At 61.3% G+C, this 25,231-nt stretch carries 24 protein-coding genes; 19 read left to right on the top strand and 5 right to left on the bottom strand.

All coding sequences use genetic code 11. The annotated features are described in order from the left end of the window. Positions 1–77 precede the first annotated feature (77 nt). From hslV to LPB072_RS23750, 19 genes are all read left to right on the top strand, one after another. The gene (gene hslV, locus LPB072_RS20965) at positions 78–641 is read left to right on the top strand and encodes an ATP-dependent protease subunit HslV (protein WP_066091187.1); all 564 of its coding nucleotides are present in this window, start codon (positions 78–80) and stop codon (positions 639–641) included. 9 nt (positions 642–650) lie between these two features. After that, positions 651–1,982, top strand: a complete 1,332-nt coding sequence (gene hslU, locus LPB072_RS20960; RefSeq protein ID WP_066091184.1) for an ATP-dependent protease ATPase subunit HslU — start codon at positions 651–653, stop codon at positions 1,980–1,982. 341 nt (positions 1,983–2,323) lie between these two features. Next, entirely contained in the window at positions 2,324–2,749 is a 426-nt protein-coding gene (gene mraZ, locus LPB072_RS20955; RefSeq protein ID WP_066091183.1) for a division/cell wall cluster transcriptional repressor MraZ, read from the top strand. A gap of 9 nt (positions 2,750–2,758) precedes the next feature. Beyond that, on the top strand, positions 2,759–3,682 hold the full coding sequence (gene rsmH / locus LPB072_RS20950) for a 16S rRNA (cytosine(1402)-N(4))-methyltransferase RsmH (RefSeq protein WP_082876962.1): 924 nt from the start codon (positions 2,759–2,761) through the stop codon (positions 3,680–3,682). Further along, a complete protein-coding gene (gene ftsL, locus LPB072_RS20945; protein ID WP_066091181.1) occupies positions 3,679–3,990 on the top strand; it encodes a cell division protein FtsL in 312 nt (103 codons plus the stop codon). The genes rsmH and ftsL overlap by 4 nt, the downstream gene beginning before the upstream one ends. Continuing rightward, positions 3,987–5,735, top strand: a complete 1,749-nt coding sequence (locus tag LPB072_RS20940) for a peptidoglycan D,D-transpeptidase FtsI family protein (RefSeq protein ID WP_066091179.1) — start codon at positions 3,987–3,989, stop codon at positions 5,733–5,735. The genes ftsL and LPB072_RS20940 overlap by 4 nt, the downstream gene beginning before the upstream one ends. An 11-nt stretch (positions 5,736–5,746) precedes the next feature. Further along, positions 5,747–7,273, top strand: a complete 1,527-nt coding sequence (locus tag LPB072_RS20935) for a UDP-N-acetylmuramoyl-L-alanyl-D-glutamate--2,6-diaminopimelate ligase (protein WP_066091178.1) — start codon at positions 5,747–5,749, stop codon at positions 7,271–7,273. Further along, a complete protein-coding gene (locus LPB072_RS20930; RefSeq protein WP_066091176.1) occupies positions 7,270–8,691 on the top strand; it encodes a UDP-N-acetylmuramoyl-tripeptide--D-alanyl-D-alanine ligase in 1,422 nt (473 codons plus the stop codon). The genes LPB072_RS20935 and LPB072_RS20930 overlap by 4 nt, the downstream gene beginning before the upstream one ends. Beyond that, a complete protein-coding gene (mraY, locus tag LPB072_RS20925; RefSeq protein WP_066091174.1) occupies positions 8,681–9,859 on the top strand; it encodes a phospho-N-acetylmuramoyl-pentapeptide-transferase in 1,179 nt (392 codons plus the stop codon). The genes LPB072_RS20930 and mraY overlap by 11 nt, the downstream gene beginning before the upstream one ends. After that, positions 9,856–11,709: a UDP-N-acetylmuramoyl-L-alanine--D-glutamate ligase gene (gene murD, locus LPB072_RS20920; RefSeq protein ID WP_066091173.1), complete on the top strand. Its 1,854-nt coding sequence runs from the start codon at positions 9,856–9,858 to the stop codon at positions 11,707–11,709. Before mraY ends, murD begins: the two co-directional genes overlap by 4 nt. Further along, on the top strand, positions 11,709–12,992 hold the full coding sequence (gene ftsW, locus LPB072_RS20915; RefSeq protein WP_082876961.1) for a putative lipid II flippase FtsW: 1,284 nt from the start codon (positions 11,709–11,711) through the stop codon (positions 12,990–12,992). Before murD ends, ftsW begins: the two co-directional genes overlap by 1 nt. Next, the gene (murG, locus tag LPB072_RS20910) at positions 12,989–14,068 is read left to right on the top strand and encodes an undecaprenyldiphospho-muramoylpentapeptide beta-N-acetylglucosaminyltransferase (protein WP_066091171.1); all 1,080 of its coding nucleotides are present in this window, start codon (positions 12,989–12,991) and stop codon (positions 14,066–14,068) included. Before ftsW ends, murG begins: the two co-directional genes overlap by 4 nt. Further along, complete coding sequence (murC, locus tag LPB072_RS20905; protein WP_066091169.1) at positions 14,065–15,492, top strand: UDP-N-acetylmuramate--L-alanine ligase; 1,428 nt, start codon at positions 14,065–14,067, stop codon at positions 15,490–15,492. The genes murG and murC overlap by 4 nt, the downstream gene beginning before the upstream one ends. Further along, positions 15,489–16,472 (top strand): D-alanine--D-alanine ligase, encoded by a 984-nt coding sequence (locus tag LPB072_RS20900; RefSeq protein ID WP_066091167.1) that lies wholly within the window; start codon positions 15,489–15,491, stop codon positions 16,470–16,472. The genes murC and LPB072_RS20900 overlap by 4 nt, the downstream gene beginning before the upstream one ends. 14 nt (positions 16,473–16,486) lie before the next feature. Further along, positions 16,487–17,281 carry a cell division protein FtsQ/DivIB gene (locus LPB072_RS20895; RefSeq protein ID WP_066091165.1) on the top strand — a complete coding sequence of 265 codons (795 nt, stop codon included), beginning with the start codon at positions 16,487–16,489 and terminating at the stop codon, positions 17,279–17,281. A gap of 13 nt (positions 17,282–17,294) precedes the next feature. Next, positions 17,295–18,524, top strand: a complete 1,230-nt coding sequence (gene ftsA / locus LPB072_RS20890) for a cell division protein FtsA (RefSeq protein ID WP_066091163.1) — start codon at positions 17,295–17,297, stop codon at positions 18,522–18,524. A 217-nt stretch (positions 18,525–18,741) separates the two neighbouring features. Beyond that, entirely contained in the window at positions 18,742–19,956 is a 1,215-nt protein-coding gene (gene ftsZ / locus LPB072_RS20885; RefSeq protein WP_066091161.1) for a cell division protein FtsZ, read from the top strand. A 209-nt stretch (positions 19,957–20,165) separates the two neighbouring features. Beyond that, the gene (lpxC, locus tag LPB072_RS20880; protein ID WP_066091159.1) at positions 20,166–21,089 is read left to right on the top strand and encodes a UDP-3-O-acyl-N-acetylglucosamine deacetylase; all 924 of its coding nucleotides are present in this window, start codon (positions 20,166–20,168) and stop codon (positions 21,087–21,089) included. A gap of 22 nt (positions 21,090–21,111) precedes the next feature. Continuing rightward, the gene (locus LPB072_RS23750) at positions 21,112–21,288 is read left to right on the top strand and encodes a hypothetical protein (protein WP_197508867.1); all 177 of its coding nucleotides are present in this window, start codon (positions 21,112–21,114) and stop codon (positions 21,286–21,288) included. Between the two features lie 38 nt (positions 21,289–21,326). Here LPB072_RS23750 and ruvC read toward each other — a convergent pair whose 3' ends face one another. The 5 genes from ruvC to LPB072_RS20855 are packed head-to-tail and all read right to left on the bottom strand — an operon-like array spanning position 21,327 to position 25,209. Continuing rightward, positions 21,327–21,875, bottom strand: a complete 549-nt coding sequence (gene ruvC / locus LPB072_RS20875; RefSeq protein WP_066091157.1) for a crossover junction endodeoxyribonuclease RuvC — start codon at positions 21,873–21,875, stop codon at positions 21,327–21,329. Between the two features lie 20 nt (positions 21,876–21,895). Beyond that, on the bottom strand, positions 21,896–22,885 hold the full coding sequence (locus LPB072_RS20870; protein WP_066091155.1) for a phosphatidate cytidylyltransferase: 990 nt from the start codon (positions 22,883–22,885) through the stop codon (positions 21,896–21,898). Continuing rightward, entirely contained in the window at positions 22,882–23,493 is a 612-nt protein-coding gene (locus LPB072_RS20865) for a lysophospholipid acyltransferase family protein (protein ID WP_066091275.1), read from the bottom strand. The genes LPB072_RS20870 and LPB072_RS20865 overlap by 4 nt, the downstream gene beginning before the upstream one ends. Before the next feature lie 37 nt (positions 23,494–23,530). Beyond that, positions 23,531–24,337 carry a transglycosylase domain-containing protein gene (locus LPB072_RS20860; protein ID WP_066091152.1) on the bottom strand — a complete coding sequence of 269 codons (807 nt, stop codon included), beginning with the start codon at positions 24,335–24,337 and terminating at the stop codon, positions 23,531–23,533. A gap of 2 nt (positions 24,338–24,339) precedes the next feature. After that, the gene (locus tag LPB072_RS20855) at positions 24,340–25,209 is read right to left on the bottom strand and encodes an energy transducer TonB (RefSeq protein WP_231943334.1); all 870 of its coding nucleotides are present in this window, start codon (positions 25,207–25,209) and stop codon (positions 24,340–24,342) included. Positions 25,210–25,231 lie beyond the last annotated feature (22 nt).

Here is a 25,231-nt window from a genome sequence, read left to right as displayed (position 1 = left end):
CGGGTTAACCCTTCTCTCTCATTCAGTTGGCTGCTGTCAGGCCTTGAATTTTGTCTCATCACTCCCACCTCTGCCTTATGGAATCATTTCACGGAACGACCATTGTTTGTGTTCGTCGCGAGACCCCCGAAGGGGTCCAGGTGGCAATCGGCGGTGATGGACAGGTAACTTTGGGCAACATTGTTGTCAAGGGCACGGCGCGAAAGGTGCGCAAGCTGTACCGGGATCAGGTGCTTGTTGGCTTTGCTGGTGCCACGGCAGATGCGTTCACCTTGTTCGAGCGCTTCGAAGCCAAGCTGGAAAAACACCAAGGGCACCTGTTGCGTGCGGCAATTGAACTCACCAAAGACTGGCGCACCGACCGGGTTCTGCGCAAACTTGAAGCGATGCTGGCGGTGGCCGACCACAGCGCGGCGCTGATCATCACCGGCCAGGGTGATGTGCTGGAGCCGGAGCACGGCGTCGTGGCCATCGGGTCGGGCGGCGCTTTCGCCCAGGCTGCCGCGCGAGCGCTGGTGAGCCACACCAGCCTGAACGCTGAAGACGTGGTGCGCCAGTCGCTTGCAATTGCGGGCGAGATCTGCATCTACACCAACATGAACCACACTGTCGAGGTGCTTCCCACCAAGCCAGTGGCCTGAAGAATCACCATGTCATCCATGACCCCACAGGAGATCGTCTCCGAACTCGACCGCTTCATCATCGGCCAGAAGAACGCCAAACGCGCCGTGGCTATTGCCTTGCGCAACCGCTGGCGCCGGCAAAACGTAGACGCCAAGCTGCGTCCTGAAATCACGCCGAAGAACATTCTGATGATTGGCCCCACGGGCGTCGGCAAGACTGAAATAGCCCGGCGCCTGGCAGCCTTGGCCGACGCGCCTTTCATCAAGGTGGAGGCAACCAAGTACACCGAAGTGGGTTATGTCGGTAAAGATGTCGACGCCATCATTCGCGACCTGGTGGATATCGCCATCAAGCAAACGCGGGAGGGCGAAATGCGAAAGCAGCGCGCCCGAGCCGAAGACGCCGCAGAGGAACGTATTCTGGATGTGCTGGTGCCACCGCCACGCAGCGCCGCAGGCGAGCCACCTTCAATTGCGAGTGACAACACCGCACGCCAGACCTTTCGAAAGAAGCTGCGTGAAGGGCAGCTCGATGACCGTGAGATCGAGATCGACCTGTCCGAGCCCAAGCCCACCATGGACATCATGGGCCCGGCCGGCATGGAAGACATGGCCGAGCAGCTGCGCGGCATGTTCAGCCAGATGGCGCAAGACAAGCGGCGCAAGCGCAAGCTGCCCATCGCTGAGGCAATTAAGTTGCTGATCGATGAAGAGGCTGGCAAGTTGGTCAACGAGGAAGAGATCAAGCTGATGGCGCTGCACAACGCCGAACAGAACGGCATCGTGTTCATTGATGAGATCGACAAAGTCGCCTCGCGCAATGAAAGTGGAAGTGGCGAAGTCTCGCGCCAGGGGGTGCAGCGAGACTTGCTGCCCCTGGTTGAAGGCACGACCGTGACCACCAAGCACGGGATGATCAAGACCGATCACATTCTCTTCATCGCCAGCGGGGCATTTCACCTGGCCAAACCGAGCGACCTGATTCCGGAGTTGCAGGGCCGTTTTCCCATCCGGGTGGAGCTGCAGTCCCTGACCGTGGAGGATTTTGAAGCCATCCTCACCCAGACGCATGCTTCATTGGTGCGCCAATACCAGGCGCTGCTGGCGACTGAGGGTGTGACGATTGAGTTCACGCCCGAGGGGATCAAGCGTCTGGCCAGCATCGCGTGCGATGTCAACGAGCGCACGGAGAACATTGGCGCCCGTCGATTGGCCACGGTGATGGAACACCTGCTTGACGAGGTGAGCTTCGGTGCCACCCAGTTGCAAGGCCAGACCATCTCCATTGATGCGGGCTATGTGGATGGCCGTCTGGCTGAGCTCAGCCGCAATGAGGATTTGTCGCGCTACATCCTGTAGAACCACAGTTCTGAAAAAAACGCCTTGCATTTGCCATGCAAGGCGTTTTTTTTTGGCTCTTTGCCCATTGGTGTGCCTGGAAGGCCATTGCCTTTGTGTAACCGGCGTGAACTTTGACGCGCGTTCGGATAGACGGGGGTTTCTCATGCATCACTTTCATAGCGCGCTGTAAGTGCTTGCTTTTGCTGAACTTTTGCCTGAGTGGTGAATGCGAAAGCCGTTCTAAGTACTTGATTTCATTGAAAAAAACTGTGACGGCGCAATTGCACTGGCTCAAATTCCTGATAAAGTGGAAAAAAGTGCAATTAAGTGGTGAAAAGTGTTTTTCTAAGGGTTGATCAGTGTTTCTCGGTGCTTCCTCTATCAGTCTCGATGCCAAGGGCCGGCTTGCCGTTCCCACTCGGCACCGTGACGCCTTGAGCGAGGGGCTGGGTCAAATCACGATCACCAAACACCCACACGGCTGTCTGATGATATTCCCTCAGCCGGCCTGGGAGCAGTTTCGTGAGCGCGTGGCGGCTCTGCCCATGGAGGCGCAGTGGTGGCGCCGCATTTTCCTTGGCAACGCCATGGATGTGGAAATGGATGGCACAGGGCGTGTGCTGGTGTCGCCCGAGCTGCGCGCGGATTCGGGCATCACACGCGAATGCCGCCTGGTCGGCATGGGCAGCTACCTTGAGCTCTGGGATTCTTCTACTTACGCGCTCAAGGAGGCCGAGGCCAAGCAAGCCGAGATGCCCGATGTGCTCAAGGACTTTTCCTTCTAAAGGCCCGAGGTGCAAAACGAATGGCAACACCAAACCGTGATGTTGAACGAGGCTGTCGATGCCTTGGCGATCAACCCGGACGGTCACTATGTGGACGCCACTTACGGGCGGGGTGGTCACTCGCGCCTGATTCTGGAGCGTTTGTCGCCGCAGGGGCGCTTGACGGTGTTCGACAAAGATCCGCAGGCTGTGGCGCAGGCGCAGGCCTTGGCGGCCAGCGATGCCCGCGTATCGGTGCGCCACGAGGGTTTTGCCCATCTGGGCGAACTGGGGGAAGCCACCGTCCAGGGGGTGTTGATGGACTTGGGTGTGAGCTCACCTCAGATCGACGACCCCGAAAGGGGTTTTTCTTTTCGCCACGACGGGCCTTTGGACATGCGCATGGATACCACGCGCGGCCAGAGTGTGGCGCAGTGGTTGGAGACGGCCGAAGTAACCATCCTTGCGGAGGTGATACGTGAATATGGCGAAGAACGGTTTGCTAAACAGGTTGCAGCGGCGATTGATCGTCGCCGACAGGAACGGGGCCATTTTCGAACCACCCGTGAGTTGGCCGAAGTCGTGGCTGGCGCGGTCAAAACCCGCGAGCCGGGCAAGGACCCTGCAACGCGCACATTTCAGGCTTTTCGGATTTTCATCAACGCCGAGCTTGAAGAGCTGCAACAAGCGCTAGAGGCCAGCTTGCATGTCTTGTCGCCAGAGGGCCGGTTGGTGGTCATCAGCTTCCACTCACTGGAAGACCGCATGGTCAAACAGTTCATGGCGCGCCATTCGCGCGCTGTGGTGGACCGGCGCGTGCCTTTTATGGAACCCGGGGCGATGCCGTTTACCGGTGTGTCGCGGGTCATGCCGTCCAAAGCCGAGGTTGCGGGCAACCCGCGTTCGCGCAGTTCGGTCATGCGTGTAGCGGTGCGCACGGAGGCTGTCGCATGATCCGGCTCAATCTCGCTCTGCTGCTGGTCGTGATGGTCAGTGCCTTCTACCTCGTGCATACGCAGTACGAGTCTCGGCGTCTGTACACCGCAGTGGATCGCGCCAATGCGGCATCGCGCAAACTGGAGTCGGAGCACGAGCAGCTGCGGGTGCTCAAGCGCGAACAAGCCACCTCGGCGCGGGTGCAGCAACTGGCCACGAACAAGCTGGCCATGCGTCCTGTGTCGCCTGGCATCACGCAGTATGTGACGATGGTGAGTGGCGCACCTGTGGCGGCCTCAGCGCCGGAGCCAAAGGAGACGCCATGAAGCGGCGCGCCTCCTCTCCAAGCATCAACTACAGCGCCAGCCCTTTGCTGGCAAGCAAGACGCCGGTCTGGCGCAGCAAGCTCATCGTTGCCGTGCTGGCGCTGGCGTTCGCGGGCCTTGGGGCTCGGGCTGCGTATGTGCAAGTGATCGGCAACGACTTCTTTCAGCGCCAGGGTGAGGTGCGGTTTGCCCGTACCTTGGAGTTGCCGGCGAACCGCGGCCGAATTCTGGATCGCAATGGATTGATTCTGGCGTCCAGTGTGGTTGCTCAGAGCATCTGGGCGATTCCGGAGGATGTGGACAAGGCCGACCCCAGCCTCAAACAGCTGGCCAAGCTGCTGGAAATGCCCTATTCGACGCTCAGGAAGCGCCTGGCCGACGAAGACAAGACCTTTGTTTGGGTCAAGCGCCAGGTTGACGAGCCGATCGCCAAGGAAATTGCGGCGCTGGGCATCAAGGGAATCTATCAGCGCCGTGAATACAAGCGCCAGTATCCCGAGGGTGAAGCGTCGGCCCACGTGGTGGGATTTACCAATGTGGAAGACCGCGGGCAAGAGGGCGTGGAACTGGCATTCAACAAGCAGTTGTCGGGTCGCAATGGCTCGCGTCGTGTGATCAAGGACCGGTTGGGCCGGGTGGTCGAGGATGTGCGCGATGTCGTGCCGCCTGTTGACGGACCCGATCTGCAGCTGTCAATCGACAGCAAGGTGCAGTACTTCGCTTACCAAAAGCTCCGCGAGGCGGTGGAGAAGAACAAGGCGCGCGCAGGCAGCGTGGTGGTTCTCGATGCACAGAGCGGCGAGGTTTTGGCCTTGGCCAACTACCCCAGCTTCAACCCCAACAAGCGCACCAACCTGACCGGCGAGCAGTTGCGCAACCGGGTGCTCACCGACAGCTTCGAGCCAGGCTCAACGATGAAGCCGTTCACGATCATGTTGGCGCTGGAGAAGGGGCTGGTCACGCCGACCACACAGATCCAGACGGCGCCAGGCCGCATCTCCATTGGCCGCAACACCATCAGTGACTCGCACCCCCACGGCGTGCTCACGGTCAATGAGATCATTCAAAAATCGAGCAACGTTGGCACGGTCAAGCTGGCCATGCAGATGAGCCCTCGCGAAATGTGGGAAACATTTGCCCAGGCGGGCTTTGGGCAGAAGCCACAAATTCACTTCCCCGGCGCAGTGTCGGGCCGCCTGCGTCCGTACAAGACATGGCGGCCCATTGAGCAGGCGACCATGAGCTATGGCTACGGCCTGTCCGCCTCGTTGTTTCAGCTCGCACAGGCTTACACAATCTTTGCGCGTGATGGTGAGTTGATCCCGGTGTCGTTGGTGAAAAACGAAGCCCCGGCGACGGGTGTGCGGGTATTCAGCGCAAAGAACGCTCTGGCCGTGCGCAAGATGCTGGAAATGGCGACGGGCCCTGGCGGGACAGCGCCCAAAGCCCAGACCATGGGCTATTCGGTCGGTGGCAAGACAGGCACGGCCCACAAGATTGAGGGCAAGGGATACGCCGCCAACAAATACCGCAGCTGGTTTGTTGGCCTGGCACCGGTTGATGCGCCGAGAATCGTGGTTGCGGTGATGGTGGATGAACCCAGCGCTGGGCAGTATTTCGGCGGCCTGGTGGCTGCACCGGTATTCAGCGAGACCGTTCAGCAAACCTTGCGCATTCTGGGCGTGCAGCCTGACATGACCGTCAAGCCACAGATCGTGACCGAAGCGGTGGAGGAGTCGTTTTGAGCGCCGAGCGCATGCCCCCCGCAGCGATCGCAAACTGGTTGCGTCAGCGCGTGACCGGTCGTCTGCTGTGTGACAGTCGCCAGTTGGGTGCAGGCGACGGCTTTGTGGCCTGGCCGGGTGCCGCGACCGATGGACGCAAGTTCGTTCGCGATGCGTTGAGTGCCGGAGCGTTGGCGGCTGTGGTGGAGCGCGAAGGTGTAGAGGCTTTTGATCTGGTTGATGACCGGGTTTTGATGGTTTCTGATCTGAAAGCACAAGCAGGCGCGATTGCCAGCGCCTATTTTGCTGACCCCAGCGCTTCGCTTGCAATGGTGGCCATTACAGGTACCAACGGCAAAACGTCGACGGCATGGTGGATTGCCCAGCTTTTGGGCGCGGCGAAAAAGCCATGCGGTCTGGTCGGCACCCTGGGTATCGGCCATCCTCCCCTGGCCGGACACGATCACCCACCGTTGGTGCCCACCGGACTGACGACGCCCGACCCGGTGCTCCTGCAAGAGCGATTGAGTGGCATGGTGGCCGATGGCACGGTGGCCTGCGCGATTGAGGCCTCCTCCATTGGACTGGGGGAAGGGCGCCTGAACGCAACGCACATTCGCGTGGCCGTCTTCACCAACTTCACACAAGACCACCTGGATTTTCATGGTTCCATGGCCGCTTACTGGGCAGCCAAGGCGGCGCTCTTTGACTGGGCTGGTTTGGCTGCAGCGGTGATCAACCTGGATGATCCCAAAGGTGCGGAGCTGGTGGAGCACCTTGCTTCTCGCAGGCTCGATCTCTGGACCGTGGCCGTAGGTGAAAACGCCAAGGCACGGCTGAAAGCGCAGGCTTTGAGCCACACCAAAGATGGCGTGCGTTTCGACGTGGTCGAGTGCGACTTGAATGGGGTGTTTGTCGCTCGGGAATCCTTGAATTTGCCCCTGGTCGGTGTCTACAACGTCAGCAATGTGCTGTGTGCGCTGGCGTCGGCCCGCGCAATGCAGGTGCCGCTGCCCGTGGCGGTAGCGGCCTGCGCCCAGCTGACGCCAGTGCCTGGTCGCATGGAGCGGGCGGGCAATGCCGCCGATGACGAGCCGCTGGTGTTGGTTGATTACGCACACACGCCCGATGCACTGGAAAAAGCGCTGCAGGCGCTGCAACCCATCACGGCTGAGCGCGGTGGTGAACTTTGGGTTGTGGTGGGCTGCGGTGGAGACCGGGACACCAGCAAGCGCCCCTTGATGGCTGCTGTGGCCGAGCGCACCGCGACACGCGTGGTGCTGACCAGTGACAACCCGCGCAGCGAAGACCCGCCGCACATTCTGGAGCAGATGGCAGAAGGCCTGAAACAACCCGGTGCAGCGCTGATGGAGGTTGACCGTGCTGTGGCGATTCGGTTGGCCGTTGCGCAGGCGAAGGTGAACGATGTGGTTCTGATCGCAGGCAAGGGTCACGAGGACTACCAGGAAACACAGGGTGTGAAGCGGCCATTTTCTGACACCGCTCAGGCCCGGGACGCGTTGGTCCAGCGTCGTATTGCCGCGGGGGTGGTCGTATGAAAATTCTGGAACAGCTGCTTTGCCAACTCACGGGTGCCCACCTGGTCGGAGCCCTGGGCGGCCCGATCCTGCGTGTGCACACCGACACGCGCACTCTGCAGCCGGGGGATTTGTTTGTGGCACTCAAGGGCGAGTCCTTTGACGCACACACGTTCTTGGCCCAAGCCAAAGCGGCTGGCGCTGTGGGAGCGCTGGCGCAAGAAGGACTGGAACAAGCAGAGCTCGGTGGCGTGGAGGTGCCCGATTCTCTGGTGGGCTTGGGCGAGTTGGCTGGCCTGTGGCGCCAGCAGTGGCATTTGCCCCTGATCGCGGTGGCAGGCAGCAATGGCAAAACCACCGTGACACAAATGATCGCCTCGGTTTTGCGGGCTGCGGCAGGCGATGCCTCTTTGGCCACGCAAGGCAACTTCAATAACCACATTGGCGTGCCGCTCACCTTGCTGAGGCTAAGGGAAACTCACCGCATGGCCGTGGTTGAGCTGGGTATGAACCACCCAGGCGAGATCGCTTACATCGCGGGTCTGGCCGCGCCCACGGTGGCGCTGGTGAACAACGCCCAGCGGGAACACCAGGAGTTCATGGCCACGGTCGAAGCGGTCGCGCAAGAAAACGGCGAAGCGATACGCGCTTTGCCCGTGGACGGTGTGGCGGTGTTCCCCAGTGACGACGAACACACCCCGATCTGGCGCGCTCTGGCTCAGCAACGCAATCAACTGACGTTCAGCGATACCGATGCCGGTGCCGATGTGCATGCCACGCAAGCCAACTGGATCGACGGGGCATGGGCCGTGCACATGGTCACGCCCGCGGGTGACCGCGACTGCACCTTGCACATCGCTGGACGCCACAACGTGCGCAATGCATTGGCCGCAACGGCCTGTGCCTTGGCGGCGGGCGTCTCCCTGGATGTGATTGTGGGTGGCTTGTCGGCGTTTGAGCCGGTCGGTGGCCGCTCGCGCGCGCTGGGCTTGAACCTGCCAGGAGGCCCCGTGACTTTGGTGGATGACACCTACAACGCCAACCCCGATTCGGTGGTGGCTGCGATAAGGGTGCTGGCCGAGTTGCCTGCACCGAGACTGCTGGTCCTGGGTGACATGGGTGAAGTCGGCGAGCAGGGTCTGGCGTTTCATCTGGAAGTGCTTCGCCTGGCGCTTGCCAGTGGCATCGAGTCGGTGCACGTGGCGGGCGACTGGATGCAGCAGGCGGTGCAAGCGCTGGATAAAGAAGGTTCCATCGCGATTCGCCATTGGCCCGATGTGGACGCGCTGGCCACCCATGTGGGTGAATCCATTGATCAGCAGCGCAGTGTGCTGGTCAAGGGCTCGCGCTTCATGCGCATGGAGCGGGTCGTGAAAGCGGCTCAGGCCCGTGCGTCAACCGAACAACAACAAGAAAAGGAGCCAACGCATGCTGCTTAGTTTGGCTCAGTGGCTGCAAACGCTCGGCCCCGAGTTTGGGTTCCTGCGCGTGGTGCAGTACCTCACCTTCCGCGCAGTGATGGCTGCCATGACGGCCCTGATCGTGGGGCTTGTGGCCGGGCCGTTCTTCATTCGCCGCCTGACAGCCTTGAAAATCGGCCAGCCCATACGCGACTACGCGATGCAGTCCCACATGAGCAAAAGCGGCACCCCCACCATGGGCGGCGTCCTGATCCTGTTCGCCATCGCACTCTCAACGTTGCTGTGGTTCGACCTGTCGAACCGTTTTGTCTGGATCGTCCTGATCGTGACCCTGGGCTTTGGTGCGATTGGCTGGGTTGACGACTGGCGCAAGGTGGTCCACAAAGACCCGGAAGGTATGCGTTCGCGTGAGAAGTACCTGTGGCAATCCATGATCGGGTTGCTCGCTGCGTTTTACCTGGTGTTCAGTGTGTCGGAGACCAGCAATCTTCGGGTTCTGGAATTGTTTTACAACTGGGTCATCTCAGGCTTCACGGTGGAGTTGCCCCCCAGGGCCGGCTTGTTGGTGCCCTTCTTCAAAGAAGTGAGCTACCCCTTGGGGGTATTCGGCTTTGTGGCCATGACCTATGTGGTCATCGTCGGCTCTAGCAACGCAGTCAATTTGACCGATGGGCTGGATGGCCTGGCCATCATGCCGGTGGTGATGGTTGGCTCGGCGTTGGGCGTCTTTGCCTACGCCACCGGCAGCTCGGTGTTTTCCCGCTACCTGCTCCTGCCCCACATTCCGGGCGCCGGCGAGTTGCTGGTGTTCTGTGCTGCGATGGCCGGAGCCGGGCTGGCGTTTCTGTGGTTCAACACCCACCCCGCACAGGTCTTCATGGGTGATGTGGGTGCGCTCGCTCTGGGCGGTGCTCTGGGCACCATCGCAGTCATCGTGAGGCAGGAAATCGTGTTGGCCATCATGGGTGGCATCTTTGTGGTCGAGGCCCTGTCGGTCATGGCCCAGGTGGCATGGTTCAAGTACACCAAGCGCCGGTACGGCCAGGGGCGCCGGCTCCTGAAGATGGCGCCCTTGCACCACCACTTTGAAAAAGAAGGCTGGAAAGAAACCCAGGTGGTGGTTCGTTTCTGGATCATTACCATGCTCTTGTGTCTGGTGGGGCTGTCGACCCTGAAGCTGCGATGAACCACCTGAAAGACCACCGCGTCCTCATCCTGGGCCTGGGCATCTCCGGTCTGGCGATGGCGCGCTGGTGCGCGCGAGCAGGTGCGTCGGTGACGGTGGCTGACACTCGCGAGAGGCCGCCGCAGCTGACCGCGCTGCAGGAGCAGTGTCCGCAAGCCACGTTTGTGCAGGGCGCGTTCGATAGCGCGCTGTTGGCGCAGGGCGACTGGACGCTGGTCGCGCGCAGCCCGGGCTTGGCACCTGACACGCTGTCCGAGGTGCGCGAATGGGCGCAGCAACATGGCGTGCCTTACTGGGGTGAACTCGACCTGTTCGCGGCGGCGCTGCATGAGCTGGGTCAACGCGATCCGCTGCCTTACCGTCCCAAGGTGTTGGGCATCACGGGCACCAATGGCAAAACCACGGTGACCTCTTTGACCGGTTTGTTGCTGGATCGCAGTGGCGTGAACGTCGCCATCGCAGGCAACATCGGGCCGGCCTTGCTGGATGTGCTGTCCAAGGCGCTGGATGATGAGGCTGTCGCGAACGCAGAAGATCAGGTCGAAGCAGACCGGGTGGCACAAGAGGCCGCCAATGGGCCCGAGCCGATGCCTGCGCCTTTGGCAGAAGTGATTGAGGCGGTCCCATCATGTGAGTCCGAAGCCGGTGACCCGGAACAAGGCGCATTGACCGACGATCAGGCCCGGGAGCCGTCTGCCGAGGTAGGGGTGACTGACCCCGCAAGCGCACAGGCGGCAGACGCGGAAGACGACGGTGGACCATTGTTGCTGGTGCCACCGCCGGTCGAGCCACCACCACCGCCCCACTTGCCATTGGTATGGGTGTTGGAGCTTTCCAGCTTCCAGCTGGACGGGGTGGCTGGGGGAGCCTGGAGCGACGTGCCAACGGCGGCCACGGTGCTGAATATTTCGGAAGACCATCTGGACTGGCATGGCTCCCTGGCTGCCTATGCCGACACGAAGTCGGCCATTTTTGGCGATCAGGCGCTGATGCTGCTCAATCGGGACGATGTGGCCACGATGGCCTTCACCCCTCCGATGGTGACCGTCAAGATCAGTGGCCGAAACCGCCAGCAGCCTGCACGAGCTTGGGCCAGTTTCGGTCTGGATGCGCCGAGCCGGCCAGGCGACTGGGGTCTTGAAACGGTCAATGGCATGACTTGGCTGGTGCGCGCGCTTGCGGTGGACGAAACCCGCAAGAAGGGTCGCGGCCAGGACGAAGAAGACGAGATCTATTTCCAGCGCCTGATGCCCGCCGATGCGCTGCGCATCCGCGGGCGTCACAACGCCGCCAATGCCCTGGCCGCGCTGGCACTGGCGACATCAACGGGTGCAACGCTCGCACCCATGCTGCATGGCTTGCGGGAATACCGTGGAGAGCCACACCGTGTTGAACCGATAGCGGTGATCGAGGGCGTGGAGTATTTCGACGACAGCAAGGGCACCAACGTGGGCGCCACTCTGGCCGCCATTCAGGGCCTGGGCGCTGAGCGGAAGCTGGTCCTGATACTGGGTGGCGATGGCAAGGGACAGGATTTCACGCCTTTGGCACCGGCGTTGGCGCAGCATGCGCGCGCGGTGTTCTTGATCGGACGCGACGCAACTGCCATTCGCACCTGCATTGAACAAGCCTTGTCATCGGCCTCCGTGACCTTGACGGATGCCGCAAGTTTGCCCGACGCTGTTGCGCTGGCTGCCTCTGCCGCCCAGCCGGGTGATGCGGTGCTGCTGTCACCCGCTTGCTCAAGTCTGGATCAGTTCGACAATTACCAGCACCGTGCACAGGTGTTCGTCGGGGCGGTCACCGAACTGGCACACGCAATGGGTGTCGATCTGGAGGGCGCGCTGTGATGCAAGGTTTGCGTACCGCCCTGGCCAATACTGGCGCCCGACTGAGTGCCCAGTTGCCACGCCTCGTGGGGCTTCGCCCCGCGGGAGACGGTCTGCCGGTGCGCCTTTCCAACCGTACCTATGCCGGAACGCGCAACACCCCCATGGGCGAGCTGGGCTTTGATCAGCCACTTCTGTGGGTGGTGATCGGTTTGCTCGCCTGGGGTTTGGTGATGGTGTATTCAGCCTCGATCGCCTTGCCAGACAACCCGCGCTTTGCCAACTATGCGTCGACCCATTTCGCCGTTCGGCATGCGATCTTCATCGCCATAGGGTTGATCGCTGCGTTGGCGACGTTCCAGTTCCCGATGAAAACCTGGGAGCGCATGGCGCCATGGCTTTTCGCTGCGGCGCTGTTGTTGCTGGTGCTGGTATTGCTTCCCTTCATTGGCAAAGGGGTGAATGGCGCACGCCGATGGTTTTCACTGGGGATCATCAGTTTTCAACCTTCAGAGCTGGCCAAATTGACCGTGCTGCTGTACGCCGCCGACTACATGGTTCGCAAGATGGAGGTGAAAGAGCGGTTCTTCGCTGCCGTGGCGCCAATGGCGGTGGCGCTGGCCGTGGTCGGTATGTTGCTGCTGGCAGAGCCTGACATGGGCGCCTTCATGGTGATTGTGGTGATCGCCATGGGCATCCTGTTCTTGGGCGGCGTGAACGCGCGCATGTTCTTCCTGATCGGTTTGGTGGTGGTCGCCGCCTTTTCGGCCATGGTCATGATGAGCGAGTGGCGGCGGGAGCGAATTTTTGCGTACCTGGATCCCTGGAGCGAGCAATATGCACTCGGCAAGGGCTACCAGTTGTCGCATTCACTCATCGCATTCGGGCGTGGCGAGATCTTCGGCGTGGGCCTGGGCGGCAGCGTGGAAAAGCTTCACTGGCTGCCTGAAGCGCATACCGATTTCCTGCTCGCAGTGGTCGGCGAGGAATTTGGTCTGATCGGTGTCCTGATCGTGATTGGCCTGTTTCTCTGGCTGATCCGCCGCATCATGCACATCGGACGCCAGGCCATCGCACTGGACCAGGTGTTTTCAGGTCTCGTGGCACAGGGTGTGGGCCTTTGGATTGGTTTCCAGGCATTTATCAACATTGGCGTGAATCTGGGCGCCTTGCCGACCAAAGGCCTGACACTGCCTTTGATGAGTTACGGCGGCTCTGCGATCTTGTTGGAGCTGGTCGGGCTGGCCATTGTGCTTCGCGTGGACTACGAGAACCGCATGATGATGAAGGGAGGGCGTTCATGAGTACACAGCCCTGCGCCTTGGTCATGGCAGGCGGCACTGGCGGCCACATCTTCCCCGGGCTGGCTGTGGCAGAAGCATTGCGTGAACGCGGTTGGCGGGTGCACTGGCTGGGCTCTCCGGGCAGCATGGAAAGCCGTTTGGTACCGCCGCGTGGCTTCGCACTGGAAACCATCGACTTCGGTGGCGTGCGAGGCAAGGGATTGAAGACCCTGGTCTTCTTGCCGTTGCGCTTGCTCAAAGCGTTCTGGCAGGCGTTTCAGGTGGTGCGCCGGGTCAAGCCCGACGTGCTCGTGGGGCTGGGTGGCTACATCACATTCCCTGGCGGCATGATGGGCACCTTGCTGGGCAAGCCGATGGTGCTGCATGAGCAAAACTCGGTGGCCGGCATGGCCAACAAGGTGTTGAGCGGCATTGCCGATCGTGTCTTTACCGCTTTCCCCAAGGTCTTTGCGAAGGCCGACTGGGTTGGCAACCCCTTGCGCTCTGAATTCTTGCGCCAGGCTGCGCCGGCAGTCCGGTTTGCCGGACGCAGCGGTCCGTTGCGGCTCCTGGTGGTCGGTGGCAGCCTGGGCGCCAAAGCCCTGAATGACACCGTTCCCCAGGCCCTGGCGCTGTTGCCAGCCAACGAGCGGCCGACCGTGGTGCACCAGAGCGGTGAGAAGCAAATCGATGCGCTTCGAGCCAGCTACGCGGCCGCTGGTGTCGAGGCAGAACTCACGCCCTTTATCGACGATACCGCTCAGGCGTTTGCCGATGCCGACCTGATCGTCTGCCGGGCGGGCGCGAGCACCGTGACCGAGATCGCGGCCGTGGGTGCCGCTGCCTTGTTTGTGCCGTTTCCTTTCGCTGTCGACGATCACCAGACCACGAATGCGCGCTTCCTCGTTGATGCTGGCGGCGCGTGGCTGGTCCAGCAAACCAAGCTCACCCCGGCTGCCTTGGCCGAGCGCTTGAAGATGGTCACTCGACCTCAGTTGATGGCCATGGCCGAGAAAGCCAAGCAAATGCAAAAAACAGACGCAGTGCAGGCCGTTGTGGCCGCCTGCGAACAACTTTCGAAAGTGAAAACGGCGTGAAACATGCCATTCGTCATATCCATTTCGTCGGGATCGGCGGCTCTGGCATGAGCGGCATAGCCGAAGTCTTGCTCAACCAGGGCTATCGGATCTCTGGCAGCGACCTCGGTGAAAATGCGGCCACGCGCCGCCTGGTGTCGTTCGGGGCCACGGTGTTTGTTGGCCACGACGCGTCGTACATCGACGGTGCGGACGCGATTGTCACCTCCACGGCGGTCAAGGAAGACAATCCCGAAGTGGTCGCCGCCCATGCCAAGCTGATTCCCGTGGTGCCGCGTGCGGTGATGCTGGCTGAGTTGATGCGCATGAAAAAGGGTGTGGCCATTGCGGGCACCCACGGCAAGACCACCACCACGAGCTTGGTTGCCAGTGTGCTGGCGGCGGCAGGAATGGATCCCACCTTTGTGATTGGCGGGCGCTTGAACAGCGCGGGTGCCAACGCGCAACTGGGCTCGGGTGAGTACATCGTTGTCGAGGCCGATGAGTCGGATGCTTCGTTCCTCAACCTGTTGCCCATGGTCTCGGTCGTCACCAATATCGACGCAGACCACATGGACACCTACGGCCATGACTTCGAGCGGCTCAAAAGTGCCTTCATCGAGTTTCTGCACCGCATGCCTTTCTACGGTGCGGCGGTGGTTTGCGTGGACGATGCGGCCATCCGCGACATCTTGCCGAGAATCGCGCGTCCCATCACGAGCTACGGGTTTTCAGAAGGCGCCCAATTGCGCGCGGTCAATGTGCGTCCAGAGGGTGGACAAATGCACTTCACGGTGCAGCGCAGTGGGGGTGCACATCCGATGCCTGACCTGGATGTGGTGTTGAACCTGCCGGGTAACCACAACGTGCTCAACGCGCTGGCGGCCATTGGTATCGCCGAGGAACTGGGCGTGCCCGACGCCGCCGTGGTGGAGGCGCTGCGGGACTTCAAAGGTGTCGGGCGCCGTTTCCAGCGGTATGGCGAGGCGCCCTTGCCATCGGGTGGCACCTGCACCCTGGTTGACGACTACGGTCACCACCCTGTGGAAATGGCTGCCACATTGTCGGCTGCGCGTGGGGCATTCCCGGATCAGCGCCTGGTGCTGGCCTTCCAGCCGCACCGCTACAGCCGCACAAGAGATTGCTTCGAAGATTTCGTGAAAGTCATTGGCATGGCCGATGCGGTCTTGCTGGCGGAGGTCTATGCCGCGGGCGAATCGCCCATTGTTGCAGCCGATGGCCGCTCGTTGGCGCGTGCCTTGCGGGTCGCGGGCAAGCTCGAGCCGGTGTTTGTCGATGACATCACCACCATGGCGCAAGCCATTCTGGACAACGCGCGAGATGGCGATGTGGTCCTGTGCATGGGTGCCGGTTCGATCGGTGCCGTGGCTGGTCAGACCGTTGAACTGGCGCAAGCCGCCGCGAAGAAAGAAGGTTTGGCATGAGCGCAAACACCATCGCAGCTGTGTCTATCAACCCCAAAGCCATGGGCAAGGTTGCCGTCCTGTTGGGCGGCCGGTCCGCCGAGCGTGAGGTTTCCCTGATGTCGGGCAATGGCGTGCTGGCGGCCCTGATCGCCAAGGGGGTGGACGGGCATGCCTTCGATCCGGCATCACGCGACCTGAGTGAGCTCAAGCGCGAGGGTTTCGACCGTTGTTTCATCGCGCTGCATGGCCGCTTCGGTGAGGATGGCACTGTGCAAGGTGCGCTTGAACTCATGGGTATTCCGTACACCGGGCCGGGCGTCATGTCCTCGAGCGTGGCGATGGACAAACTCATGACCAAGCGCATCTGGATAGCCGAAGGTCTGGCGACGCCCGCATGGCGTCAGGTGAAAAGCCCAGCCGAAACGAGGGCGGCCTTTGCGGAGCTGGGCTCACCCATGATCGTCAAGCCGGTGCGCGAGGGTTCAACGATTGGCCTCACCAAAGTCACTGCACTGGAGCAGTGCGATGCCGCCTATTCGCTCGCATCGGGCCAGGATCCCATGGTGATGTGTGAACAGTTCATTGCTGGTGATGAAGTGACCATTCCTGTCCTGGGAACGGGCGTTGAGGCCCGGGCTTTGCCAGTGATCCGGATCGTCGCGCCCGACGGCAATTACGACTACCAGAACAAATACTTCACTGACGATACGAAATACCTCGTGCCCTGCGGCTTGCCCGAGGGCGAAGAAGAGCGCATTCAGGCCCTGGTCTTGAAGGCGTTTCTCACGCTGGACTGCCGCGGCTGGGCACGTGCCGACGTGATGATCGACGGCAAGACGCGCAAGCCGTATTTGCTGGAGATCAACACCTCGCCAGGCATGACAGGTCATTCGCTGGTGCCCATGTCGGCCCGCGCGGCCGGTCTGTCGTATGAAGACCTCTGTTTGACTCTGTTGGCCAGTGCTTCGCTGGACAACGCCACACAACCCAACGGCTGAATGAATCAGAAGCCATGACCCAAGCCGACATGCCCTTGGACGTCAAACTCATGACCGTGGTGACCAACACCCTGGTGATGGTGTTCGTCGTCTTGTGCCTGGCCGCCCTGGGGCATTGGGTGTTGCGCCTGCCGTTCTGGACCGTGAAGGCCATTGCGGTGCAAGGGGAGGTGGACCATCAAAACGCCGTTGGACTGCGAGCCCAGTTGGCGACCTCGATGAAGACCCACTTGGCTGGTGGCTTGCTTGCGCTCGACTTGCAGCCTGTGAAGCAAATGTTTGAAGCCGTGCCTTGGGTGCGGCAGGTCAAGGTGCAGCGGGAGTTTCCCAACCGCCTGCGGGTGACCCTGGAAGAGCACCACGCTGTGGCCTGGTGGGGCGAGGCGAGTTCCGGCTACCTGGTCAACCGCATGGGCGAAGTGTTCGAGGCCAGTCCCGACGAAGGCGACGGGTTGCCAGAGCTTGTCGGCCCGCCCGAACAATCCGGGCGGGTGTGGTCGCTCTACCAGCGACTGGCCACGGAACTTGGCCGGTTGGACCTGGGCATTGATCGCCTGGAGTTGAGCGACCGCGGCAGCTGGCGCGCCAAACTGGACTCCGGCGCCCAGGTCGAACTGGGCCGTGGAGAGCCCGATGAAATTTTTGAACGCCTGCACCGCCTCACTGCAACCATCAGCCAACTCACCGAGCGCTACCCCGGTGCGGTGGAGTCGGTTGACTTGCGCTACCCCAATGGTTACGCCCTGCGCATGCGCGGCGTGACCACCGTCGTCGAAGACGATGGCAAACCCACCTCAAAGACCCGGTAAACAAGACACGATCATGGCCAAGGAATACAAGGATCTCGTCGTTGGACTCGACATTGGCACCGCCAAAATCATGGTGGTGGTGGCCGAGGTGCAGCCCAACGGCCAGCTCAAGCTCGCGGGCTTGGGCGTCTCGGCGAGCCATGGATTGAAGCGGGGTGTGGTGGTCAACATCGACGCCACCGTGCAGAGCATCCAGGCCGCGCTGAAAGAGGCCGAACTGATGGCTGACTGCCGCATTGCACGTGTCTACACCGGCATCACCGGCAGCCACATCCGCGGCATCAACTCCAGCGGCATGGTGGCGATCAAGGACCGTGAAGTGACCTCGGCCGATGTGGCTCGCGTCATTGAGACCGCCAAGGCGATCAACATCTCCACCGATCAACGCTTGCTGCTGGTAGAACCGCAGGAGTTCGTGATCGACGGCCAGGAGGTGAAGGAGCCCATCGGCATGAGCGGCATCCGTCTGGAAGCCAAGGTGCACATCGTGACCGGGGCGCAAAGCGCCGCCGAGAACATCATCAAGTGTGTGCGCCGCTGCGGTCTGGAAGTGGACCAGCTCATGCTCAATCCTCTGGCCTCAAGTCAGGCGGTGTTGACCGACGATGAGAAAGAGCTGGGCGTGGTGCTGGTCGACATCGGTGCGGGGACCACCGACGTGGCGATTTTTGCGGGTGGTTCGATTCGCCATACGGCTGTGATTCCCATTGCCGGCGATTTGATTACCAGCGACATCGCCATGGCACTGCGCACGCCGACCAAAGACGCCGAAGACATCAAGGTTGAGAGCGGCTGCGCCAAACAGTTGCTGGCCGACCCCGATACCCAGGTTGAAGTGCCTGGCCTGGGCGACCGCGGTCCCCGCATGTTGGGGCGTCAGGCCCTGGCCGGTGTGATCGAGCCCAGGGTGGAAGAGATTTTTGCACTGGTTCAACAAGTGGTGCGGGAGTCGGGCTTTGAAGAGGTTCTGTCATCGGGCATTGTGCTGACCGGCGGCAGTGCCGTGATGCCCGGCATGGTCGAGCTGGGCGAAGACATCTTCTTGAAGCCGGTTCGCCGCGGCATGCCCAATTACGCCAGCTCCCTGTCTGACATGGTCGCGCAGCCTCGCGCCGCGGCCGTGATGGGCTTGCTCGAAGAGGCGCGGCTGGCCCGCGTGCGCGGCCACAAGGTGGCGCAAAAGGCCGGATCCATGCAGGGCGCCCTGGAGCGCATGAAAAACTGGTTTGTGGGGACCTTCTGATGAACAACATTCGAGTACACACCCGTTTGTCTCTGCGCCACGATCCAGGTGCCGGAGGCCCGCCACCCAGACGGCGAACGCCGGGAGCCCAGTGCAGCGCATGCACAGGGCCACCCCCACGATGGCGACCGCCCTTATCAATTTTTGACAGTAACCGTTTTAGTTTTAAAGCATCGCCCGCCCTCAAAGGGCTTGAGGGCACCAACAGGAGAGTGACATGAGCATCGAAATGATTGAAGTTGAAGAATTCAACCAGGGCACCCAGATCAAGGTGATCGGTGTGGGCGGCGGCGGCGGCAACGCGGTTGACCACATGATTGCGCGCAATGTGCAGGGCGTGGAGTTCATCTGTGCCAATACCGATGCGCAGGCACTTACGCGCAGCTCAGCAGGGCGCACGATCCAGCTTGGCCAGAGTGGACTGGGCGCTGGCAGCAAACCAGAAAAAGGCCGCGACGCCGCCGAATTGGCCATCGACGAAATCCGTGAAGCCATCGACGGCGCACACATGCTGTTCATCACCGCCGGTATGGGTGGCGGCACCGGCACGGGCGCTGCGCCTGTGATCGCCCGCGTGGCGAAAGAAATGGGCATCCTGACCGTCGGTGTGGTGACCAAGCCATTTGATTTCGAGGGGGGCAAGCGCCTGCAGAACGCTGACGCAGGACTGGCCGAACTGGAGGCCAATGTCGATTCGTTGATCGTGGTGCTCAACGACAAGTTGCTGGAAGTCCTGGGTGATGAAGTCACGCAGGACGAAGCCTTTGCCCACGCCAACGACGTGCTGAAAAACGCGGTCGGCGGCATTGCCGAGATCATCAACGAGTACGGCAACGTGAACGTTGACTTCGAAGACGTGCGCACCGTGATGGGCGAGCCAGGCAAGGCCATGATGGGCACGGCGGTGGCCGCTGGCCCTGACCGCGCGCGTATCGCCGCTGAACAGGCCGTGGCCTGCCCGTTGCTGGAAGGCATCGACCTGTCGGGCGCCAAAGGCGTTCTGGTGCTGGTCACAGCAGCCAAGGGATCGCTCAAGCTGTCCGAGTCCAAGCTGGCCATGAACACCATCCGCGCCTACGCGTCGGAGCAGGCTCATGTCATCTACGGTGCGGCTTACGACGACAGCCTGGGCGATGAAATGCGTGTCACTGTGGTCGCCACCGGCTTGTCCAGCCAGGGTTCGCGCCGCACGGCCCCTCCGCTGCAAGTGTTGCGCACCGGCACCGACAACGTGCCACTTCACAATGTGCCCACGATGAACAGCGCTGTGAGCGGTCCTGGTGCTGCGCAACAGCCCGACTACAGCAGCCTTTCTACCCCCAGCGTCTGGCGCACGAACCGCACCCAGGCCGCAGCCAAGGTTGAGGCCTTGTCGTCGGGCGGCATGGATGACTACGAGATCCCTGCTTTCCTGCGCAAACAAGCAGATTGATCGACTCCCCCGCGCCGCCTGCGGCGTCACCCCCCAGGGGGCGATGCGAGTGCCCCGGCAAAGCCGGTTCCATCGCATCCTGGGCTAATGACGCCTCACGCAGGCGAGGACGCTAGCCCAGGGCACCGCCGATCTGGCTCCGCCAGTCAGCCAGTGCCGCCCCCTGGGGGGGGACGGCGCAGCCGGCGCGGGGGGGAATAAAATACGTCATGCTTGCTCAACGAACCCTCAAATCTCTGTCCAAAGCTGTGGGCGTTGGCATGCACAGCGGGCAACGGGTGGAGTTGACGCTTCGTCCTGCGCCGCCCGACACGGGCGTGGTTTTTCGACGTGTGGACCTGCCAGAGCCAGTGGACATTCCCGTGAATGCCGAGGCGGTGACCGATACCCGCATGGCTTCGACGATTTCCAAAGGCGGTGCCAAGGTCGCCACCATCGAGCATTTGATGAGTGCTGTAGCCGGCCTGGGGTTGGACAACCTGTATGTCGACATCACGGCCGAAGAAGTGCCCATACTGGATGGTTCGTCGGCCTCGTTTGTTTACCTGCTGCAAAGCGCGGGTATCGCCGTTCAGGCGGCGCCCAAGCGATTTATTCGCATCAAGAAGGCAGTTGAGGTGCGTGAAGGCGAAGGGCGCAACCTGAAATGGGCCCGGCTCGACCCGTATCACGGCTACAAACTGGCCTTTGAAATCGAGTTCGACCACCCCGCTGTCACGTCAACCGGGCAGCGCGTGGAGTTCGACATGGGCAGCGGCCGTTACGCCCGCGAGATTGCGCGGGCGCGTACGTTTGGCTTCACGCGTGACGTGGAAATGATGCGCTCACACGGACTGGCGCTGGGCGGCGGTCTCGACAACGCGATCGTGATGGACGATGTCAAGGTGCTCAATGCGGATGGCCTTCGCTACCAGGATGAATTTGTCAAACACAAGATCCTTGATGCCATCGGCGATCTGTATGTGATTGGCAAGCCGCTGCTCGCGGCCTACAGCGCCTTCCGCTCGGGCCATGCGATGAACAACCAGTTGCTGCGCGCCTTGCTCGCACAGCCCGATGCCTACGACATCGTGACATTTCAGCAAGACCGCGAGGCCCCCAAAGGCTTCGCTCAGCTCGCGCCTGCCTGGTGACCGTTCCCTATCGGACTCGCTGATGCTGTTGTTTAGGTTCGCGATCTTTTTTCTGCTGCTGGCCGCAGGCGTTTCATTCGCCTTTTACATCGGTACAGGTCAGGAGCGCTTTCGAGGCTATGGCGTCAGGTTGCTCAAGTGGGCCGTGATCGCAGGTCTGGGGTTTTTTGGGGTGTTGCTCCTGGAGCGTCTGCTGTAAGAGGGTGAAAACCTGGCGGGAGGCCTCCAGCGGGTCGCTCAGTAGCTTCGTCCGCCTTTGTAGGCAGCGTGGGTACGGGCTTGCAGGGGCGAGACCTTGTTGATCACAGCAACCGACCGGGCCACCTGGGCATGGATGATGCACAGGCCCAGGGCGTCGGCAGCGTCTTTGCCCGGCAAACCAGGCAGCGCCAGCAACCGTTTCACCATTTCCTGCATTTGTGCTTTGTCGGCGCGCCCATAGCCAACAACGGCCTTCTTCAGCTGAAGTGCGGTGTACTCCGCCACGCTCAACCCGTTGGCCACCAGCGCAGTGAGGCAAGCGCCGCGTGCCTGACCGAGCAGCAAGGTGGCTTGTGGGTTCACGTTGACGAACACGATTTCGCAAGCGGACACCTGGGGCTCATACCGCTTGACCACTTCGCTGATGCCGTCGAACAGGATTTTGAGGCGTTCGGGCAGCAGTGCGCCATCTTTCGGGCTGGTTTGAATGGTGCCGCTGGCCACATAGTGCAGAGCTGCGCCTTCGCTATCGACCACGCCAAAACCGGTGCATTGGAGGCCCGGGTCGATGCCAAGGATGCGCATGGTGGTAGTTCCCGTCGGGTTCAGAGATTGAAGTTCCAGCGAACCGAGTGGAAGAAGACGGGTGCAGCGAAACACAGCGCGTCAACCCGGTCGAGCAAGCCACTGGCACCCGTGATAGAGCTGCCTGCGGGACCCCAGTGGGTGACCCCGCGGTCCCGTTTGATGGCTTTCATCACCAGGTGCCCGAAGCTGCCGGAGACTGAAGCCACCATCGCCATCGCCATCGCGGGCAACGGCTTGAAGGGCGTGAAGCCTGCGAGTGCCGCACCGAGCAAGCCACCAGCGAGCACGCCCGCCCCCCATCCATACCAGTTGAAACTGGCGCTGACGGCGGGTGCCACCGCCTGGCCCCGGTACCGGGAGACGATGTGTTGCACCATCATGGCTGTTTGCACTACCAGCACCAGGAAGAAAACCAGAAAGGCGGAGCGACCTGGGGACTGGGGGAAATCAAGCAGCAGCAACGCGGGCACATGGCTCATGCCATACACGCAGACCATGATGCCCCACTGCAGCTTGGCGTTGCGGGCCAGAAAGTGCTGCGGATCGTTGCCCAGGGCGCCCGCTGTAGGAATGGCAAGAAACACGTAGACCGGGATGAACACGGTGAACAGATCGAAGCGCTCGGTCCAGACCAGCAGGTACTGCAGCGGCAAGACAATGAAAAACACCAGCAGCAAGCTGCGGTGGTCGCCGCGTCGGGTGGGAGAGAGGCTGATGAACTCACGCAAGACAAAAAACGACACCATGCCAAAAAGAGCCGTCGCCACGCCAGGCCCGGCGGCCCATCCCAGCCAGAACACCAGTGCCATGAGCCACGAAGTGCGCACCAACCCCTGGTAGTCCTTCAAGCGCAGGCCATGCTTGGGAGCCTGTGCGTCGTCCTGTGGTCGATCTCGCATCGACAAGACCAGCAACGTGGCACTGGCCAGGGTCAGAAAGCCGAACAGCAGCACAAACAGCAAACTGACTTGCTGATTGGCCGAGAGGCTGCGCAAAAACGAGGTCATACGTCTCGCAGTTCCACCACGGCGTTTCGGGCGCGGGTCAGAAATTCTCCTCTTGGCTCCCCTTCGCCCAGTTGCACGGGCGTGCCAAAGGTGACGGAGCACAGCACCGGCACCGGGATCACTTCACCCTTGGGGATGACGCGCTGCACGTTGTGGATCCAGGCGGGCACAAGCACCACTTCGGGAAAGCGTTGGGTCAGGTTGTAGAGGCCCGACTTGAACGCTTGGGGCTCATCTTCAAAGCCCCGCGTGCCCTCGGGGAAGATGATCAGGGAGTCGCCGCTTTCCAGTGCATCGATCAGGGGTTGCAATGGGTCTTCATCGCCCTTGCGTTCGCGCTCGACATACACGGCGTTGAACACGCCGGTGGTGATCCATTGTTTCAGTGGTGATGCGGTCCAGTAGTCTTTGGCGGCGATGGGGCGCGTGATGCTGCGCAATTCGCTGGGCAGGGCCGCCCAAATCAAGACCAGATCGGCGTGGCTCTGGTGGTTGGCGAAATAGATGCGTTGTTCCGCTTTGGGCGGGCAACCGTACCAGCGGGCCTGGGCGCCAGTCAGTAAACGGATCAGACCGAGCAAGAACAGCCCCATGGCCTTGGTGCCCATCGTCACCATGGGTTTCGCCCCTGGGTGCTGGTCAGGCTCATGGCAGGCCTACATCGTTCATGCGCGCGGCGATGATGTTGGTTCGCCGCGCCAGGTAGGCTGAACCTTGCCGGATTTCAAAAAACTTGGGGCTGGGCAGCATCACCGCCAGGCGGGCCGCTTCCCGCGCACTGAGCTGGCTGGCAGGTTTCTTGAAATAGCGCTGGGCTGCCGCTTCGGCACCAAAAACACCGTCGCCCCATTCAACACTGTTGAGGTAGATCTCAAGAATGCGCTGTTTGCTGAGCAGGGCCTCCAGCGTGAGCGTCAGCAGCAACTCCTGACCTTTGCGCAGCAGGTTGCGTTCACCGGAGAGCAACAGGTTTTTGGCCAGTTGCTGTGTGATGGTCGATCCACCGATCACTTTGGCGGGTTTGCTCGTGGCGGCAGGAGCTACAGGTTCCTTGCCCTGGCTCAATCGTTTGGCGGCAAGTTTGGCCTGGCGTTCGGCGCGCCTTGCATCGATTTTTTCCGCCGCCTGCTGGCGTTTTTCGTTTTTGGCCCAGGCGGCCTGGATCGCGTCCCAATCGACGCCACCATGGCTGGTGAAACCTGCGTCCTCCGAGGCCATCACCGCACGCTTTAGGTTGGGGCTGATCTTGTCGTAAGGCACCCACTCGGCGCCCCACTGCCATGAGCCCTTGCCTTCAACCCGGCGTTCTGCAATGCGCCAGATTTCCGAGCGCATGAACGCCGTGCTTTCAGGTGCGATCACAAGCATCAAGGCGATGCGGGCGACGAAAAAAAGTTGCAGAGCGACACCAGCGAGAGCGATCCACAGCAACCAGCGGGCAAACGACTTCATAACTAGTTGCTGATCTGGGTTTTAAGGCCAGCCTCGCGGGTGAATCGGAACCGCGATACCACCACGATCTGGTCGGCGCGCCTGCGCATGGCCTCATTGAAAGTGCCGAAGTCGAGGCTTTTCACGATGGCTTGTGCGCGGCGATCCAGGTTGGGGTTGTTGGAAGTCTGCACCACTTCGGTGTCGAGCACCACGCCGGTGAAGTTCACGGTGATGACCATGGTGAGCTCACCATAGAGCTTTCGGCCACCGGCTTCGGGAAAATTGGTCGTGCCTCTGTCTTCGATTTTTCGCCGCAGGTCGTCGTAGTAGATGGCATACACCTCTTCTCGCGTGGCCGGGCTGATGTATCGCTTGCGTGGCCGGGCGTTTTCCTCGTTGATGCGCTTCTCGATCTCAGCCAGTAGCTTGACCATGGCTTGTCGCTTGCGCTCACGCTCGATTGACTCCTGGCTGGGGTTGACGGCTTGCAGGTCGGGCGGAGGCATGGTGGCCAGTTGTTTGCGAACCTGCACCAGCACCTGGTTTTGCTGCTCTTTCAACTCGCGGATCTTCTTCTCTTCCTGGTCCTCTGCTGCGTCGCCCAGTTTGGCAATGGCTTCAGATGGCAGGGGCGAAGTGGCGCGGACGTTGTTTTTCGAGTCGCCGCCGCCCGCCAATGACGCTTGTGCGATGGCGCGGGCTTTTTCGGGCTTTTCGTTGCTCTTGGCGTTGACAAGAATCACCTCCAGCGGGGTGTCCTGAAACACCCGGTTGAAGCGTTCAGGCGCCACGAAGCGCACTGTGAGCAAGGTGGCATGCAGCCCCACCGAGACCAGCAGCGCCCATTGCAGTGTGGAAAGGGTTTTCAGAAAAGCGAGAAGCGGTTTCACGCGGGCATTATCCGTGCTGAAT

This window comes from Hydrogenophaga crassostreae, assembly GCF_001761385.1.
Lineage (GTDB): Bacteria > Pseudomonadota > Gammaproteobacteria > Burkholderiales > Burkholderiaceae_C > Hydrogenophaga > Hydrogenophaga crassostreae.
This window is presented reverse-complemented; position numbering and strand designations above follow the sequence as displayed.